Source organism: Achromobacter sp. EB05, from assembly GCF_044232075.1.
In the GTDB taxonomy this organism is placed as follows: domain Bacteria; phylum Pseudomonadota; class Gammaproteobacteria; order Burkholderiales; family Burkholderiaceae_B; genus Achromobacter; species Achromobacter dolens.
Window position 1 is genome coordinate 5,073,756 of the sequence record NZ_CP155917.1, and the last position, 16,048, is coordinate 5,089,803.

16 protein-coding genes are annotated in these 16,048 nt (G+C 69.5%); 9 read left to right on the top strand and 7 right to left on the bottom strand.

The window, feature by feature from the left end:
* Nucleotides 1–114: 114 nt before the first annotated feature.
* A complete protein-coding gene (locus AAID08_RS23180) occupies nt 115–975 on the top strand; it encodes a hypothetical protein (RefSeq protein ID WP_395756929.1) in 861 nt (286 codons plus the stop codon).
* Here the strand turns inward: AAID08_RS23180 and AAID08_RS23185 are convergent.
* Nucleotides 972–1,922: a LysR substrate-binding domain-containing protein gene (locus AAID08_RS23185; protein WP_395756930.1), complete on the bottom strand. Its 951-nt coding sequence runs from the start codon at nt 1,920–1,922 to the stop codon at nt 972–974. The two genes, AAID08_RS23180 and AAID08_RS23185, sit on opposite strands and share 4 nt — an antisense overlap.
* 156 nt (nt 1,923–2,078) lie before the next feature.
* Here AAID08_RS23185 and AAID08_RS23190 point away from each other — a divergent pair, with 156 nt between their 5' ends.
* The 4 genes from AAID08_RS23190 to AAID08_RS23205 all read left to right on the top strand — a co-directional run bounded on the left by AAID08_RS23190 (nt 2,079) and on the right by AAID08_RS23205 (nt 5,371).
* Nucleotides 2,079–3,092 carry a tripartite tricarboxylate transporter substrate binding protein gene (locus AAID08_RS23190; RefSeq protein WP_175142598.1) on the top strand — a complete coding sequence of 338 codons (1,014 nt, stop codon included), beginning with the start codon at nt 2,079–2,081 and terminating at the stop codon, nt 3,090–3,092.
* Nucleotides 3,089–4,051 (top strand): hypothetical protein, encoded by a 963-nt coding sequence (locus tag AAID08_RS23195; RefSeq protein WP_395756931.1) that lies wholly within the window; start codon nt 3,089–3,091, stop codon nt 4,049–4,051. Before AAID08_RS23190 ends, AAID08_RS23195 begins: the two co-directional genes overlap by 4 nt.
* A gap of 88 nt (nt 4,052–4,139) precedes the next feature.
* Nucleotides 4,140–4,832 (top strand): YafY family protein, encoded by a 693-nt coding sequence (locus tag AAID08_RS23200; RefSeq protein ID WP_175142599.1) that lies wholly within the window; start codon nt 4,140–4,142, stop codon nt 4,830–4,832.
* A 110-nt stretch (nt 4,833–4,942) separates the two neighbouring features.
* A complete protein-coding gene (locus AAID08_RS23205; protein WP_175189887.1) occupies nt 4,943–5,371 on the top strand; it encodes a VOC family protein in 429 nt (142 codons plus the stop codon).
* Here AAID08_RS23205 and AAID08_RS23210 read toward each other — a convergent pair.
* Nucleotides 5,343–6,653: an SLC13 family permease gene (locus tag AAID08_RS23210; RefSeq protein ID WP_116792572.1), complete on the bottom strand. Its 1,311-nt coding sequence runs from the start codon at nt 6,651–6,653 to the stop codon at nt 5,343–5,345. The two genes, AAID08_RS23205 and AAID08_RS23210, sit on opposite strands and share 29 nt — an antisense overlap.
* Before the next feature lie 109 nt (nt 6,654–6,762).
* Between AAID08_RS23210 and AAID08_RS23215 the strand changes: the two genes are divergently transcribed.
* Nucleotides 6,763–7,683 (top strand): LysR substrate-binding domain-containing protein, encoded by a 921-nt coding sequence (locus AAID08_RS23215; protein WP_395756932.1) that lies wholly within the window; start codon nt 6,763–6,765, stop codon nt 7,681–7,683.
* Here the strand turns inward: AAID08_RS23215 and AAID08_RS23220 are convergent.
* Complete coding sequence (locus tag AAID08_RS23220) at nt 7,655–8,788, bottom strand: pyridoxal-phosphate dependent enzyme (protein WP_395756933.1); 1,134 nt, start codon at nt 8,786–8,788, stop codon at nt 7,655–7,657. The genes AAID08_RS23215 and AAID08_RS23220 overlap by 29 nt on opposite strands.
* Before the next feature lie 102 nt (nt 8,789–8,890).
* Here AAID08_RS23220 and AAID08_RS23225 point away from each other — a divergent pair, with 102 nt between their 5' ends.
* Complete coding sequence (locus AAID08_RS23225) at nt 8,891–9,796, top strand: LysR family transcriptional regulator (protein ID WP_116792575.1); 906 nt, start codon at nt 8,891–8,893, stop codon at nt 9,794–9,796.
* A gap of 12 nt (nt 9,797–9,808) precedes the next feature.
* Here the strand turns inward: AAID08_RS23225 and AAID08_RS23230 are convergent, their stop codons facing one another.
* Together AAID08_RS23230 and kynU are read right to left on the bottom strand one after the other, a co-directional pair.
* Nucleotides 9,809–11,215: an amino acid permease gene (locus AAID08_RS23230; RefSeq protein ID WP_395756934.1), complete on the bottom strand. Its 1,407-nt coding sequence runs from the start codon at nt 11,213–11,215 to the stop codon at nt 9,809–9,811.
* A gap of 58 nt (nt 11,216–11,273) precedes the next feature.
* Complete coding sequence (gene kynU / locus AAID08_RS23235; RefSeq protein ID WP_395756935.1) at nt 11,274–12,524, bottom strand: kynureninase; 1,251 nt, start codon at nt 12,522–12,524, stop codon at nt 11,274–11,276.
* Nucleotides 12,525–12,662: 138 nt separating this feature from the next.
* On the opposite strand from kynU, the gene AAID08_RS23240 reads away from it, so the two are divergent.
* Nucleotides 12,663–13,136: an Lrp/AsnC family transcriptional regulator gene (locus AAID08_RS23240; protein ID WP_395756936.1), complete on the top strand. Its 474-nt coding sequence runs from the start codon at nt 12,663–12,665 to the stop codon at nt 13,134–13,136.
* A 10-nt stretch (nt 13,137–13,146) separates the two neighbouring features.
* Here the strand turns inward: AAID08_RS23240 and AAID08_RS23245 are convergent, their stop codons facing one another.
* On the bottom strand, nt 13,147–13,770 hold the full coding sequence (locus AAID08_RS23245; protein ID WP_054500917.1) for a hemolysin III family protein: 624 nt from the start codon (nt 13,768–13,770) through the stop codon (nt 13,147–13,149).
* A gap of 142 nt (nt 13,771–13,912) precedes the next feature.
* Entirely contained in the window at nt 13,913–15,001 is a 1,089-nt protein-coding gene (locus AAID08_RS23250; RefSeq protein ID WP_395756937.1) for a P1 family peptidase, read from the bottom strand.
* Nucleotides 15,002–15,193: 192 nt separating this feature from the next.
* On the opposite strand from AAID08_RS23250, the gene AAID08_RS23255 reads away from it, so the two are divergent.
* Nucleotides 15,194–15,979, top strand: a complete 786-nt coding sequence (locus AAID08_RS23255; protein ID WP_054500916.1) for an amino acid ABC transporter substrate-binding protein — start codon at nt 15,194–15,196, stop codon at nt 15,977–15,979.
* Nucleotides 15,980–16,048: the final 69 nt, after the last annotated feature.

The window sequence follows — 16,048 nt, forward strand, 5'->3', positions numbered from 1 at the left end:
TCGGCACGGCTTGGCCGCCTATCGGATTTCTTTGCCCTGTTGCAATACGCCGTACATCCGGCGTGGCCACACTGGACCGGACTCTCGCGGGTCTTGAACATAAAAGGAAAATCCATGATCAAACGCGTCTTGCCCCTGGCCGCTCTGGGCCTGTCCCTGGCCGCTCTATCGACCGCCTTCGCCGCTCCCATCGACAACAGCGCGCTGGAGCAGCCCGCCTTCCGTGAGCACAAGACCACCTACGGCGTGGTCTACCGCCTGCCCAAGGAAGTGAACGCCGTGCTGGACGCCAAGGTCAACGGCACGCTCAAGCAGGACCTGCTCGCGCTGGGCCTGAAGACCGAGGCCGCAACGCCCAATATCCCGCACGTGACCGTGGTCCACATCCACAGCGCCGACAGCGCCACGCCGCAGCGCATGCTGCGCGCGCTGCCCAAGCCCCCGGCGCCGCTGCAGGTGACGCTCAAGGACTTCTATCCGACCGAAGCGGCCAAGGGCGCGGGCCGCCCGTGGTGGCTGGACCTGGGCGTGGTCAAGAGCGGCGCGGGCTTCGAGGCCATGATGGCCTACAACACCGTGACCACCGCCGCCCTGGCGCCGCTGCGCGACGGCCCGCTGCCGCGCGTGACCGGCCCGGTCTACGCCAAGATGGCCGACGCCGGCCGCGAGCTGGTCAAGACCATGGGCGTGAGCGGCGTCAACGTGATGAAGGACGGCAAGGAAGTGCGCGCCCACAACCCACACACCACGCTGGTCTATAGCATGACGCCGTACGACGCGCGCCTGGCCGACGCCATGAAGCAGGAGTCCGCCAAATTCAACGCCGCGCTGCCCGACGGCATCCAGGCCACCTTCAAGGACGTGTCCATCGTCGAGATCGGCTTTGCCGGCAACGTGCTGCGCGAGATCTACCGCGTCAGCCTGGAAGACGGCTCGGCCATCGACGTGGCCACCGGCAAGCCGGTCGCCCGCTAAGCCGGGCCGTCCGCGGCCAGGCGCTCGCGCAGCACGTCGCGCACCTGGCCGCGCAACCACGCCTGCAATGGCGAAGCGTGCTGGCGGCGCGCCCACACCATCGCCAGTTCCATGCGCCGCAGGCGCGTCGGCATCTCCAGCATCGCCAGCGGGAAATGGCGGCAATGCGCCCGCGCCACGCTGGCCGGCATGGTGGTGGCGTAGTCGGTGTCCACCAGCACATAGGGCGCCACGCCGAAGCCCGAGAGATAGGCCGAGAACGCCATGCGGCCGTCGCCCGGCTTGAGCAGCCGGTCGAAGGTCGTCTCGCGGCCGTACATCTGCTCGAACGCGAACCACTTGATGGCGCCCAGGTCGGCCAGCGTCAGGGCGCCGCGCGCGGCCCAGGGATGCCGCGCCGACAGCACACAGACGCGGCGGTCGGTGTGCAGCGCATCGCGGTGAAAGCGCGCCGGCACCTTGCCGAACAGGCCGATGGCGATGTGCAGCCGTTCGGCCTCCAGGTCGTCGGGCGCGAAATCGCCGTGCAGCGACTGGAAGCGCAGCGTCACGTCCGGCGCGGCGCGGTGCAGCCGCTCGATCAGCGGCGCGGCCAGCAGGATCTCGCTGTGCGCGCCGGTGCCGATGTTGACCACGCCTTCGGCGCGCGCCGGATCGAAGGCCTCGGGCGGGCGCAGCGCGGCCTCGATCTGCGCCAGCGCGTCATGCACCGACGCGTGCAGCTCCAGCGCCCGCTCGGTCGGAACGAAACGTCCCTTCACCACCACCAGCAGCGGGTCCTCCAGCCGCAGGCGCAGGCGCGCCAGGTCGCGGCTGATGGCCGGCTGGGTCTTGTGCAGCAGGCGCGAGCTGGCGGTGGCGCTGCGCGTGCGCATGAGCACGTCGAAGGTCAGCAGCAGGTTCATGTCGAGCCTGCGCAGGAAAGGCAAGGATTGGGCGTCGCGCATGGCGCCATGCTATGCCGTAAGCGAATGATTGCAAAGAACCATATCGGATTCGATATGCGAGTCTTGCGCCATCGGCATTGGGCAGGCGCGGCCGGCTTGGCTACAGTCCGCCACGGACCGGGCGTTTCGACCCGGCCGCCCGCTACGGAGACAACCATGGGCCCCACCCGCCACCTTCCCGCGCCCCGGCGCATCCGCCCCGTGCTGGCACGCTGGTCCGCCCGCGCCCTGCTGGCGCTGGCCGCCTGCCTGCCGCTGGCGGCCCATGCCGCCGATTTCCCCAGCCGCCCGATCACGCTGGTGGTGCCCTTCCCCGCCGGCGGCACGCCCGACATCCTGGCGCGCCTGCTCAGCGACAACCTTTCCAAGCGCCTCGGCCAGCCGCTGATCGTCGAGAACCGGGCCGGCGCCGGCGGCAACATCGGCGCGCAGGCGGTGGCCCGAGCCGCGCCCGACGGCCAGACGCTGCTGATGTGCGCGTTCGGTTGCACCGTGGCGCCGTCGCTGTACCAGCCGGCGCCCTACGACATCGTCAAGGACTTCGCCCCCGTCGCGATGATCGGCACCGTGCCGAGCGTGCTGGTGGTCAATCCCAAGGTGCCGGCCGACACGCTGCCGGCGCTGCTGGCGTATGCGCGCGCCAACCCCGGCAAGCTCAATTCGGCCTCCTCCGGCATCGGCGGCTCGGCCCACCTGGCGACCGAGCTGCTCAAGCAGCGCGCCGGCATCGACCTGGCCCACATCCCCTACAAGGGCGCCGGCCAGGTGGCGGCCGACCTGCTCGGCGGGCAGGTCGACATGTACTTCGACAACCTGCCGGCCTCGCTGGCCAACATCCGCGCCGGCAAGCTGCGCGCCCTGGCCGTGGCCAGCGCCGCGCGCGCGCCGGCGATTCCGGACGTGCCGACCTTCGCCGAGGCCGGCGTGCCCGACTTCCTGATCACGCCCTGGTTCGGCGTGATGGCGCCGGCCGGCACCCCCGCCCCGGTGCTGGACACGCTGCACGACGCCTTCGCCCAGGCGCTGCAGGCGCCCGAGGTGGCAGCCAAGATGCGCGAATTGGGCGTCGAGACCGCCGCCGGTTCGCGCGCCGACCTGGGCCGCTTCGTCACCACCGAAACGGCCAGGTGGAAACAGGTCATCGAGACCAACCACATCAAGGCCGAATGATGGCCGCTGCCCTGGACGACGGCGCGGCGCTGGCGCCGATCCGCCTGCGCGACATGGGTGCATTCCACGTCGGCGGCCGCGACCTGGCGCTCAGCGGCCTGCCGCGACGCGAGCTGGTCATGGCCGAAGGCGGCCAGCCGGTGGCGCTGGATCCCAACGGCACCTACCGCGTCGAACAGATGTACGCCCAGTACTTCCTGTCGGAGCCGGCCAGCGGCCGGCCGCCGCTGGCGTTCTGGCATGGCGGCGGCATGACCGGCGCGGCCTGGGAGACCACGCCGGACGGCCGCCAGGGCTGGCTGCACTATTTCCTGCGGCGCGGCTGGGACGCCTACCTGTGCGACGCGGTGGAACGCGGCCGCGCCGGCGCCGCGCCGCACGTCTGGCCCGACGCGCCGGTGGTGCAGGCGCGCGAGGACTGCTACACGCGCTTTCGCATCGGCCGCCCGGGCACCCGGCCCGGCCCCGGCAGCGCCTACCCGGACACGCAATTCCCGCTGGAGGCGTTCGACGCGCTGGCCGCGCAGATGGTGCCGCGCTGGGTCCACACCGATGCCGCCATCCTGCGCGCCTACCAGGCCTTCCTGGAACGGATCGGCGCGGCCATCGTGGTCTGCCATTCGCAGGCCGGCGTATTCGGCATCCGCGCCGCCCACGCCCTGCCCGAGCGGGTGCGGGCCCTGGTGGCGCTGGAGCCGGCCAGCATCCCGGACCTCGGGCCCGATGCCCGCTACGACACCCCCACGCTGGTCGTGATGGGCGACCACATGGACACCGATCTGCGCTGGCCGCGGATGCGCGCACGGGTGCGGGAATTCGCGGCGCGCCATGCCAGCGTCACGGTGCTGTCGCTGCCCGACCTGGGCATCCACGGCAACTCGCACATGCTGATGATGGACCGCAACAGCCTGGAGTTGGCCGGGCGGGTGCACGACTGGCTGGCGGCGCTGCCGGGTTGAGGACGGCCGGATCAAGAACGGCGGGCCGCGGCTTCCCGCTGCTGCCATTCCATGGCAGCATTACGCCGTCCCGCCCCCGCCCGCTCCCATGTCCCGCACCGAACGCCTCCTGGACCTGCTGCAGACCCTGCGCTGCCACCGCCTGCCCGTCAGCGGCCATCGCCTGGCCGCCGACCTGGGCGTCAGCCTGCGCACGCTGTACCGCGACATCGCCACGCTGCAGGCGCAGGGCGCCGAGATCGAGGGCGAGCCGGGCATCGGCTACGTGCTGCGGCCCGGCTTCATGCTGCCGCCGCTGATGTTCAGCACCGAGGAGATCGAGGCCCTGGTGCTGGGCACCCGCTGGGTGGCCGGCCGTTCCGATCCGCGCCTGGGCCAGGCCGCCGCCAACGCGCTGGCCAAGATCAGCGCGGTGCTGCCGCGCGAACTGCGCGACGAACTGGACGCCATTCCGCTGCTGGTCGGCCCCAGCAGTTGGGCGGTGGTCGACCGGGTCGACCTGTCGCTGATCCGCCAGGCGATCCGCGGCGAGCAGAAAATCGCCATCACCTACCGCGACGACAAGGGCGCCGATTCCGAACGCGTCATCTGGCCGTTCGCCCTGGGATTTTTCGACAGCGTGCGCATCGTCATGGCCTGGTGCGAACTGCGCCAGGACTTCCGCCATTTCCGCACCGACCGCATCGCCACGCTCGAAGCCGGGCAACGCTATCCGCGCCGCCGCCAGGCCTTGCTCAAGGAGTGGCGCGCCATCAATACGGCCAAGGGCGCCCCCTGCTGATCCCTGGCGTGCGCCGCGCGCCGGCGGGTGCGACATCGGCATGAAGACTGCTGACAAAATCTGACAGCATGGCTCTCTAAGATGGGCGCTCATTCAACCAGGAGCGCATCATGTCCGCCAAGAACTTCGTCATTTTCTACGTCGACAAGCCCGAGGCCAGCGCGGCGTTCTACAGCGCGCTGCTGAACCGCCCGCCCGTCGAAAGCTCGCCCACCTTCGCCCTGTTCGCGCTCGACTCCGGCCTGATGCTGGGCCTGTGGTCGCGCCACACCGTCGAGCCGGCCGCCGCCGGCCGCGGCGGCTGCACCGAACTGGCCTTCACCGTGCCCGACGCCGACGCGCTCAACCAGCGCCACCTCGACTGGAGCCTGCGCGGCCTGCCGATCCTGCAGGCCCCCACCAACATGGACTTCGGCCGCACCTTCGTCGCGCTCGACCCCGACGGCCACCGCCTGCGGGTGTTCGCCCCGGCGCCAGAACCCGCATCCGCCGCCGTCGAAGACGAACTGATCACGATCCCAGCATTCCCAGGAGCCTGAACCACAGGTAGTCCAGCGGCACCAGCGCCACGAACGACACCAGCGCGGTCAGCAGGCTCAACGCCAGGCCGCTGCGCGCCGGCACCTGGCCCATGCCCATCGCCACCACGATGGGCGAGGCCTGGTACGGCATGATGACGGTGGCGTAGCCGGCCACCTGCGCCATCAGCACCGTCATCAGCGAAAAGCCCGAGGCCTGCGCCAGCGTCTCGGCCAGCGGCGTATACAGGGCCGGCACGCCGTTGGCCGTGACCACGAAATTCAGCGCCGCCGACAGCCCCACCAGCGAAAAGAAGCTCTGCATCGGCGCCTCGGGCGACAACGGCAGCCAGGCCAGCAGGGCGCGGCCGATGATGCCGCCCAGACCGCTGTCGGCCACCATCGCCGCCAGTCCCAGGATGCCCGCCACGTAGATCGCGGTGCGGAAATTCACTTCCTTGCCGAACTGCTCGCCGCTGACGAAACCCACCTTGGGCAACAGGCACAGACAGGCCGAGCCCAGGCCGATCCAGGCCGGCGACACGCCGTGCCAGCCGTCCGTCACCCAGCCCAGCAACGTCAGCCCCAGCAGCACGGCCAGGCGCTTTTCCGCCGCCGACAGGGGTTGGGCGGCGGGCGCGGGCGGCGCGGTCTCGGGCGTATCGCGGAACAACCAGGCGATGCAGGCCACCAGCACCACGCCTTTCAGGATGCCCAGCACCGGCGCATGCAGCCACAGATACGGCAGATAACCCAACTGCAGGCCATAGCTCGATTCGATGCTGCCGGCCATCACCAGATTCGGCACGTTGGCCGGCAGGATGGAGGTGGACAACTGGAAGGTGCCGAAGCCCACCGCCAGCGCCAGGCCAATCCGTCCACGACGGCCCGCCACCAGCCCGATCTGGTCGGCATAGGCCAGCACGATCGGCATCAGCAGCGCGATGCGGCCCATGTTCGACGGCATCACGAACGCCAGCAGGTAGGTCAGCGCCACCACGCCGGCCACCACCTTCGGATACGAACCCGACAGGCGCCGCGACAGCGCGCCCGCCATGCGGTCGGCCAGGCCGGTGTACTTCAGCGCCAGCCCCAGCACATAGCCGCTCAGCACCAGCCAGAACGCCGCCGACGAAAACCCGGAGAACACCACCTCGCGCGGCGCGGCCGCGAAGATCATGGCGGCGCTGAAGAACAGCAGCGCCGTCAGGTACTCAGGCAGCCGCGAAAAGGCCCACAACGCGATCGTGATCGCGGTGATCAGCGCGGGTAGAATCGGAAAACCGGAGGCGACAAGATGCATGGGCAAACCACCACGAGAACACGGATCGGCGCAGTGTACGGACCCTGTCCCGCGCTGAAAATGCGCGATTCGCAGAGGCTGCCTGCGCGCCTCGCGTAGGCTCGCCGCCATGCGTTTCGACCTGACCGACCTGGCGCTGTTCCTGCACGTGGTGCAGGCCGGCAGCATCACCCACGGCGCCGCCCGCGCCAACCTGGCGCTGGCCGCCGCCAGCGCCCGCATCCGCAACCTCGAGGCCTCGCTCGGCGCGCCGCTGCTGGAGCGCCGCCGCCAGGGTGTCATCCCCACCCCGGCCGGCCTGAAGCTGGCCGCCCATGCCCGCATCATGCTGGCCCAGGCCGACCGCCTGCGCGACGACCTGGCCGACTTCTCCGGCGAATTCGGCGGCTCGGTGCGCCTGCTGTCCAACACCAACGCGCTGACCGCCTTCCTGCCCGAAGCGCTCAGCGGCTTCCTGGCGGCGCATCCGCGCATCAACGTCGAATTGCAGGAAATGCTGAGCGACGAGATCGTCGAATGCATCGCCGACGGCTCGGCCGATATCGGCATCGTCGCGGGCACGGTCGACACCGGCGCCCTGCAGACCCACGCCTACCACGCCGACCGCTTCGTGCTGATCGTGCCGGCCGGCCACGCGCTGGCGGACCGGGCCGAGGTCGCGTTCGGCGACGTGCTGGACGAAGACTTCGTCGGGCTCGACCGCAGCAGCGCGCTGCAACGCTTCCTGGCGCGGCAGGCACTGGTGGTCGGCAAGCCCATCAAGCTGCGGGTGCAGTTGCGCAGCTTCGACGCCATGTGCCGGCTGGTCGAGGCCGGCGTCGGCGTGGGCATCGTGCCCGAAACCACGGCCAACAGCATGCGCCGGTTGCTCAGGGAGACGCCGGTGGCGCTGTCCGACGCCTGGGCCGCGCGCGAGCTGCTGCTGTGCGTGCAGTCGCGCGATACCCTCAGCGCCCGCGCCCGCCGCCTGCTCGACCACCTGCTGGCGGACGCGGCGGCGGTCACGCCGCCGAATACAGATCCGTCATGAACTGCGTGGCCTTGATGCCGGTGCCGGTCAACAGCACCACGGTGCGCTCGGTCTCGCGAATCGCGCCACGCGCGCGCAGCATGTCCAGCGCCGCCGCCGCGGTGGCGCTGGTGGGCTCGGCGTAGAGTCCCATTGCCGCCAGCCTGCGCACGGCGGCAACGATGTCCGCCTCCGGCACCGCAACGGTCTGACCGCCGCTGGCGCGGATCGCCTGCAACACCTCGCGCAGCCGCACCGGCCGCTTGATCGCGGTGCCCTCGGCCACCGTCGGCAGCACCTCGCGTGGCACCGGCGTGTCGGCCCCGGCATGGAAGCTGGCGTCCACCGGCGAGCAGTTCCGCGGCTGGGCCACGAACAGGCGCGGCAGGCGCTTGATCTGTCCGGCCGCCAGCAGCTCGGCAAAGCCGATGGCGCAGCCCAGCACGTTGCTGCCCGCGCCCGCCGGAATCACCACGTTGTCCGGCGCCTCGAAACCGAAGTCCTCCCACATCTCGTAGGCGATGGACTTGGTGCCCTGGAGGAAGAAAGGCTGCCAGTTGTGGCTGGCATAGAAGATCCGCTCGGCGGCCTCGATCGCGGCGGTCTCGGCGTTCTCGCGCGGCCCCTGCACCAGTCTCACCTCGGCGCCGAACGCGCGGATCTGCGCCACCTTGGCGCTGGACGTGTAGGCCGGCGCGAAGATCGTGACGCCCATGCCCGCCGCCGCGCCATACGCCGCGATGGCGGCGCCGCCATTGCCCGAACTGTCCTCGGCGATGGCGCCGATGCCGATCTGGCGCAGCCATGACAGCATCACCGCGGCGCCACGGTCATTGAAGCTGCAGGTGGGGTTGAACCATTCCAGCTTGAAGTGCGGCCGCAGCCCGCCCCACGCGCGCTCGACCATCGGCGTGCCGCCCTCGCCCATCGACACCGGCCGGGTCACGGCGCCGGGCAGCGCGGCCCGGTAGCGCCACAGCGAACGCTCGCGGCGGTCGATGTCGTCGGGCGAGATGCCCGGCAGCGGCGAGATCATCAGTGGCGTGCGCGCATCGGAACACCAGCGGGCCTCGTCCAGCGCATGGCGCGCGCCGGTGACGGGATCGAAATAGTGGGGATCTGACATTGGCGGTCAACCTGGAGAAAGTCGGGAATGGCCGCAGTCTAGGTCCGACCGAGCTCTCGGCGTTGCAATATCATGTTGCGATAATCGCAATGGAGAACCACCATGGAACGTGGCGCCCTATGGGAATACCAGGTGTTCTGCGCCGTCGCGGAACGCCAGAGCTTCGTGCTGGCGGCGCGCGCGCTGGGCGCCTCGCCCAGCGCCGTCACGCGCGCGGTGCAGGCGCTGGAGCGCCAGGTCGGCGCGCAGTTGCTGTTGCGCAGCAAGAGCAGCGTGGCGCTGACGCCGCAAGGCGAAAGCTACTTCGAATACGCGCGCGAGCTGCTGCGCCTGGAAAGCCAGGCGCGCGAGGCCTTGCACGACGCCCAGCAAGGCGACCAGGGCCGCCTGCGCTTCTCCGCGCCCGACCTGCTGGGCGTGACCCTGCTGCCGGCCGTGCTGCGCCGCTACGCGGCCGAGCATCCGGGCGTCACGGTGGACATCCACTACACCGACAAGGCAATCGACCCGATCGCCGAGGGCCTGGATTTCGCCATCCGCGGCGGCTTCCCGGCGTCCAGCGACCTGCTGGGCGCGCGCCTGTGGCCCTACGAGCGGCTGTTGTGCGCCAGCCCGGACTACGTGGCGTGCATGGGCCTGCCGCGCGAACCCGAGGAACTGGCGCGGCACCGGCTCATCATGCATACCGGCCCGCGCGTGTTGAAGGATTGGCACCTGCGGCGCGACAAGCGCATCGTGCGCATGCACGCCGAGCCGGCGGTGCGGGTCAGCACCAGCAGCGGCCTGATGGCGCTGGCGTTGCAGGGCGTGGGCATCGCGCGGCTGGCCGACTGGGCGGCCGCGCCGGAAATCGCCCGCGGCACGCTGGTGCGGGTCTGCCCCGGCTACACCGCCACCTCGGCGCGGGGCGTGGCCCCGCAGATGCATGCGGTGTATGGATCGCGCTCGCTGCCGGCGCGCGCCCGCGCCATGCTGGCGGCGATCCGCCAGGGCGCGGGCGCCGTTTGAAAGGCGCGGCCGCTAGGACCGCTGCTGCCGTGCCTGCAGCACCACCGCCGCGGCGGACTTGCGGAACAGCAGCAGGTACAGCGCCGCCAGCACCAGCAGGAACGGCACGCCGAACACCAGCGTCATCTTGAACACGCCGGTGAAGTAGGTCGTCACCAGGATCGCCAGCATCGCGCCCGCGCCCAGCAGCGTCAGCAGCGGAAAGCCCGGCATGCGGAACGACAGCGCCGCGCCGCCCTCGCGCGCCCAGCGGCGGCGGAAGAAGTAGTGCGTGACGAAGATCATCATCCACGTGAACAGCGCGCCGAACATCGAGATCGCCATCATCAGCGTGAACGAGGTTTCCGGATACAGCACGTTCAGCACGGTGGCGATGGCGATGCCGCTGGTCGACAGCAGCAGCGCATTCAGCGGCGTGCCGCTGCGTGTCAGCTTGCCGAGAGCCGCCGGCGCATGCCCCGCGCGCGACAGGCTGAACATCATGCGGGTGGTGATGTACAACTGGCTGTTCATGGCCGACAGCGCCGCCACCAGCACGATGAAGTTGATGACGCCGGCCGCGTACGGCACCTTCACCGCCTCCATCACCGTCACGAAGGGGCTGCCGCCCTTGCCGGCCTGGTCCCACGGCACGATGGCCAGGATCAGCGCCAGCGTCAGCAGGTAGAACACCACCAGCCGCACGATGGTGGCGCGGAACGCCTTCTTCACCGCGCGCTCGGGGTCCTCGGCCTCGCCCGCCGCCACCGCGATCATCTCCACGCTCAGGTAGCTGAAGATCGAGATGACCACCGCGATCCACATGCCCCACACGCCGTTGGGGAAGAAGCCGCCGTGCGCCGTGTACTGCGCCGCGCCGTATTGCGGACTGCCCCAGACCACATAGGCGCCCAGGATGATGAACGCCACGATGGCGCTGATCTTGATGGTCGAGAACCAGTATTCGATGGTGCCGAACGCCTTCACGCTCATGGCGTTGATGAAGATCAGCGCCGCCGAGAACAGGCAGACCCATTGCCAGCCGGGCACCGACGGGAACCAGAACTTCATGTACTCGGCCACCGCGGTGACCTCGGTGCCCACCGCCAGCACCACGCACGACCAGTACGCGTAGCGCACCAGGAAGCCGGCCAGCGGGCCGATGTAGTGCTCGGCGTAGGCGCCGAACGAGCCCGAGGTGGAATGCGCCACCGTCATCTCGGCCAGGCAGCCCATCAGCAGCAGCGTGATCAGCCCGCCGATGGCGTAGCTGATGATGACGCTGGGGCCGGCGAAGCCGATCGCGAACTTGCTGCCCAGGAACAGGCCGGTGCCGATGGCCCCGCCGATCGCGATCATGCTCATCTGGCCGGACGTCAGGCGGCGCTTGAGCCCCTGCTCGCGTTCGGCGATCCTGCCGAATCCTTGTTGTTGTGTCATTGTCTCCTCCGGTACTGCGCTCTCTTGCTGGATGTCGCTCGGGCCGGTGCGCGGCAGGTCAGGTCACGGCCGAGCGCTGCTTGAACTCGGGCTTGTCCCAGGCCTTGCTGTCGAGCACGTCTTTCAGGATCTCGACCGCGTCCCACACGTCGGCGTAGCCGAAGTACAGCGGCGTCAGGCCGAAGCGCAGCACCTCGGGCTCGCGGTAGTCGCCGATCAGGCCGCGCGCGATCAGTGCCTGCATGACCTCGTAGCCGTTCGGGTGGCGCAGGCTCACGTGGCTGCCGCGCTCGGCATGGTCGCGCGGCGTCACCAGCGTCAGCGGATGGCCGGCGCAGCGTTCCTCGACCAAGGCGATGAACAGGTCGCCCAGCGCCAGCGACTTCCTGCGCACCTCGGCCATGTCGGCCTCGCGCGCCACGTCCAAGCCGCATTCGACCATGGCCAGCGACACGATCGGCTGGGTGCCGCACAGGTAGCGGCGGATGCCGCCGGCCGGCTCGTAGGCGACCGTCATGTCGAACGGCCGCTGGTGGCCCCACCAGCCCGACAGCGGCTGCCAGAAATCGGGAATGTGGCGCGGCGCCACCCAGATGAAGGCCGGCGAGCCCGGGCCGCCGTTCAGGTACTTATAGGTGCAGCCCACGGCGTAATCGGCGTCGGCACCGTTCAGGTCCACCGGCACCGCGCCGGCGGCGTGCGCCAGGTCCCAGATGACCAGCGCGCCGCGCTCGTGCGCCTGGCGCGTGACCGCGGCCATGTCGTGCATCTGCCCGCTGCGGTAGTTGACGTGCGACAGCAGCACCACAGCCACGTCCTCGTCCAGCGCCCGCACCAGCGGCAGGTCGTCGTCGATGAGGCGCATCTCGTAGCCCTGCTGCAGCAGGTCGATCATGCCCTGGATCATGTACAGGTCGGTGGGGAAGTTGTCGCGCTCGGACAGGATCACGCGGCGCCCGGGCTGGCGCTTCTGCTGGATGCGCAGGCTGGCCGCCAGCGCCTTGAAGATGTTCAGCGAGGTGGTGTCGGTGATGACCAGTTCGCCCGCTTTCGCGCCGAGCAGGCCGGCCAGCTTGTCCCCCAGCCGCGACGGCAGTTCGAACCAGCCGGCGGTGTTCCAACTGCGGATCAGGCCGGTGCCCCATTCCTGGGTGATGACCTCGGCGGCGCGCGCGGCGGCGGCGCGCGGCATCACGCCGAGCGAATTGCCATCCATATAGAGCACGCCGGGCGGCAGGTCGAAACGCGCTTTCAGCGGCGCCAGGGGGTCCTGCCGGTCGGCGGCGACACAGCTTTCGCGGGTATGCATTCACAGCTCCTTCGGGCAATATGCTGGCTACATACTATCAGCGCGAGTAAGCCGAATACTTGCAAAACGAGGCGTGGCTTACCCTAGGATTTCGCATTAAATTGCGCCATAGACCATTTTTTCGAATTGGATTGCATCATGCAATTGGACGCCATCGACCACCGCATTCTCTACCGCCTGCAGGAGAACAGCCAGCTCAGCAACCAGGACTTGGCCGAGCAGGTGGCCCTGTCGCCGTCGGCCTGCCTGCGGCGGGTGCGGGCGCTGGAGGAAGGCGGCTTCGTGCGCGGCTACCGCGCCGTGCTGGACGCCGAGCGGCTGGGGTTCGAGCTGGAAGCCATCGTGCACGTGTCCCTCGATCAGTCGCGGCCCGGCTGGCACGAGGAATTCCTGGCCGGCATCGCCCTGTATGACGAAATCACCGAGGCCAGCATCGTCACCGGCGCCTCCAACTACATCCTGATGGTGCGCACCCGCAACCTGGCGGCCTTCTCGCAGTTCGTGGAAGACAAGCTCAGCAAGATCGCGGGCGTGCGCGACCTGTGTTCGCATATCGTCATGCGCAAAGTGAAGAACCGCGGCGGCATGCTGCCGCTGGCGGCCTGGCGCTGACGGCCCCGCGTCAGGCGTGGCGCAGGAAACCGAACACCGTGACGAAGTGGCAGGCCGATCCACCCATGACGAACAGATGCCAGATGCCGTGGGCATGGCGCCAGCGCTTGTCGTTGGCGTAGAACACCGTGCCCACCGTGTAGAGCGCGGCCCCGGCCAGCAGCCACGCCAGCCCGGCGCCCGACAGCGCGCCGGCGATGGGCGCGGCGCACATCACGCCCAACCAGCCCATCGCCAGATAGAGCGGCAGGGCTGGCGCGGCCCCGCGCGCCCACCATAGTTCGCGGCCGATGCCGTACAGCGCCAGCAGCCAGATCGCCACCGCCATGGCGGCGCCCCAGCCCAGTTCCGGCGGCACGAACGCCAGCGGCGTGTAGGTGCCCGCGATCAGCAGGTAGATGGCGCAATGGTCGGCCTTGGCCCACAGCGCCTTGCGGCGCCCGCGCGAGCAGTGATACAGCACCGAAGATGCATAGACGGCGATCATGGATGCCGCGAACACGGCGCAGGCCACGGTCTGGCGCCACTCGACCTTCAATTCCGCGGCCCGCGCGATCAGGGCCCCGGATGCAGCCACCGCCAAGGCCAGGCCGGCCAGGTGCGTGGCTCCGTTGAAGCGCTCTCCTTCGTACATGCCATCCCTCCCGCGCAGGCGGTGCGCCGACGCTTTCCATCATGCCGGCGCGATATGACAGCTTGGGGTCAGCACGAACACGGGGTGGCAGCAAATGGCGTTCCTGCCCGCAGGCGCGCCATTACCCGGAAGAAAGCGCCGCTCAGGCGATGAAATCCACCGCCGCCGGATAGCCTTCCAGCGCGCGCGCCGCCAGGATGGCGCGCTGCACCGCGATCGCCATCGCCTCGGCCGCCATCACGCCCAGCAGCATCATGTTGGCGGGCTTGCTGGACACGCCCGTGCCCAGCGCGAACACGGTGTCGCCGTCGAGCATGGTGTGGATCGGGTTGATGGTGCGGGCCAGGCCGTCGTGCGCGGTCTGCGCCATCTTCTGCGCCTGCGCCTTGGTCAGCTTGACGTCGGTCGCCACCAGGCCGATGGTGGTGGCCGCGCCCTCGCGCATCGAGGTCGGCAGGTCGCCGGCCAGGATCGCCGCGCGCGTGTCCAGCAGCATCTTGCCGTCGGCGGTGCGGGCGCCGGCCAGCACGTGGCCGGTGGCCGGATCGACCACGTCGCCCACCGCATTGACCGCGACGATCGCGCCCACCGTGACGCCCGCCACGGTCAGCGAGGCGCTGCCCAGGCCGCCCTTCATGGCGCGCTTGGCGCCGTACAGCTTGCCGACCGTCGCCCCGGCGCCGGCGCCGACGTTGCCCTCCTGCGGCGGCTTGGCGCTGGCCGCCTTGCAGGCCTGGTAGCCGGCCGCGGCATCGGGCCGGATCGAGGCGTCGCCCACGCCCAGGTCGAACAGGATGGCGGCCGGCACGATCGGCACGTGCGCCACGCCCACGTCGAAGCCGATCTTGCGTTCTTCCAGGTAGCGCATGACGCCGGTGGCCGCCTCCAGGCCGAAGGCGCTGCCGCCGGCCAGCATCACCGCATGCACTTTTTCCACCATGTTGACGGGATTGAGCAGATCGGTCTCGCGCGTGCCCGGCGCCGCGCCGCGCACGTCCACGCCGCCGGTCGCGCCCGCTTCGGCGATGATGACCGTGCAGCCGGTCGGCCGCCGCGTGTCGGTGTAGTGCCCGACCTTGAGGCCGGCCACGTCGGTGATGCTGCCGCCGCCGGGCACCCGGCGCAGGCCGTTGGCGCCGTGCGCCGGCATGACACTTGCGCAAGCCGCGACGCCCGCCGCCGCCATCATGAACGCCCGCCTGTTCCACTGTTGTTGCACGCCTGTCTCCATCTGGATACCACCTGGATGAACCCCGGGCCGGGCGGCCCGGGGCGCGAATACCGCATATGACTTGCCGCTATATTTTTACTATTCCTTATGCTTTGTGGAAAAATAGGCGCGTTGTTAGAGTGCGGCTACACCGGAAGGCGGCGCGATCCGCGCGGCCCTTTCGCAGTGATCCCTCATCCGTGGAGCATTGCCATGAAACTCTTGCGCTCGTTGTTCATCGCCGGCCTGGTCCAGGTCGCCGCCCTGTCCGCCGCCCACGCCCAGTCGGGGCTGGACCAGATCAAGTCCGCCGGCGTGTTCAAGATCGGCACCGAAGGCACCTACGCTCCCTTCACCTTCCACGATGCCTCCGGCCAGCTTACCGGTTTTGACGTCGACATTGGGCGCGCCATCGCCCAGCGCCTGGGCGTCAAGGCCGAATTCGTCGAAGGCAAGTGGGACGGCCTGATCGCCGGGCTCGACGCCAAGCGCTACGACGCCGTCATCAACCAGGTCGGCATCACCGACGCGCGCCGCGCCAAGTACGACTTCTCCGATCCCTACATCTCGTCGGCCGCGGTGCTGATCGTGCGCGACGACAACACCACCATCAAGTCGTTCGCCGACCTGAAGGGCAAAAAGTCCGCCAACACGCTCACCAGCAACTTCGGCAAGCTGGCGCAGAGCCATGGCGCGGAAGTGGTTGCCGTGCAAGGCTTTAACGAAGCCATCGACCTGCTGACCTCGGGCCGTGTCGAGGCCACCGTCAACGACAACCTGTCGTTCCTGGACTTCAAGAAGCAGAAGCCCAACGCCAAGGTCAAGATCGCCGCCACCGACAAGGCAGCCGAATTCAGCAACTCCGGCGTGCTGCTGCGCAAGAACAATCCCGAACTGGTGGCCGCCATCAACAAGGCGCTGGCCGATATCAAGGCCGACGGCACCTACAAGGCCATCTCGGTCAAGTACTTCGGCACGGACCTGTCGGCGCAGCAATAAGCGGCCCGCTCCATGACGCTCCCCGCCTGGCTGCACAACGTCCTGCCCGACTGGATTCTGTCCCAGGTC

Coding starts and splice junctions, on each gene's coding strand:
- AAID08_RS23205 (WP_175189887.1), top strand. CDS start 4,943: ATGTCCGCCAAGAACTTCGTCATTTTCTACGTCGACAAGCCCGAGGCC.
- AAID08_RS23180 (WP_395756929.1), top strand. CDS start 115: ATGATCAAACGCGTCTTGCCCCTGGCCGCTCTGGGCCTGTCCCTGGCC.
- AAID08_RS23225 (WP_116792575.1), top strand. CDS start 8,891: ATGGAACGTGGCGCCCTATGGGAATACCAGGTGTTCTGCGCCGTCGCG.
- AAID08_RS23210 (WP_116792572.1), bottom strand. CDS start 6,653: ATGCATCTTGTCGCCTCCGGTTTTCCGATTCTACCCGCGCTGATCACC.
- kynU (WP_395756935.1), bottom strand. CDS start 12,524: ATGCATACCCGCGAAAGCTGTGTCGCCGCCGACCGGCAGGACCCCCTG.
- AAID08_RS23245 (WP_054500917.1), bottom strand. CDS start 13,770: ATGTACGAAGGAGAGCGCTTCAACGGAGCCACGCACCTGGCCGGCCTG.
- AAID08_RS23200 (WP_175142599.1), top strand. CDS start 4,140: ATGTCCCGCACCGAACGCCTCCTGGACCTGCTGCAGACCCTGCGCTGC.
- AAID08_RS23185 (WP_395756930.1), bottom strand. CDS start 1,922: ATGCGCGACGCCCAATCCTTGCCTTTCCTGCGCAGGCTCGACATGAAC.
- AAID08_RS23230 (WP_395756934.1), bottom strand. CDS start 11,215: ATGACACAACAACAAGGATTCGGCAGGATCGCCGAACGCGAGCAGGGG.
- AAID08_RS23250 (WP_395756937.1), bottom strand. CDS start 15,001: ATGGAGACAGGCGTGCAACAACAGTGGAACAGGCGGGCGTTCATGATG.
- AAID08_RS23195 (WP_395756931.1), top strand. CDS start 3,089: ATGATGGCCGCTGCCCTGGACGACGGCGCGGCGCTGGCGCCGATCCGC.
- AAID08_RS23255 (WP_054500916.1), top strand. CDS start 15,194: ATGAAACTCTTGCGCTCGTTGTTCATCGCCGGCCTGGTCCAGGTCGCC.
- AAID08_RS23220 (WP_395756933.1), bottom strand. CDS start 8,788: ATGTCAGATCCCCACTATTTCGATCCCGTCACCGGCGCGCGCCATGCG.
- AAID08_RS23215 (WP_395756932.1), top strand. CDS start 6,763: ATGCGTTTCGACCTGACCGACCTGGCGCTGTTCCTGCACGTGGTGCAG.
- AAID08_RS23190 (WP_175142598.1), top strand. CDS start 2,079: ATGGGCCCCACCCGCCACCTTCCCGCGCCCCGGCGCATCCGCCCCGTG.
- AAID08_RS23240 (WP_395756936.1), top strand. CDS start 12,663: ATGCAATTGGACGCCATCGACCACCGCATTCTCTACCGCCTGCAGGAG.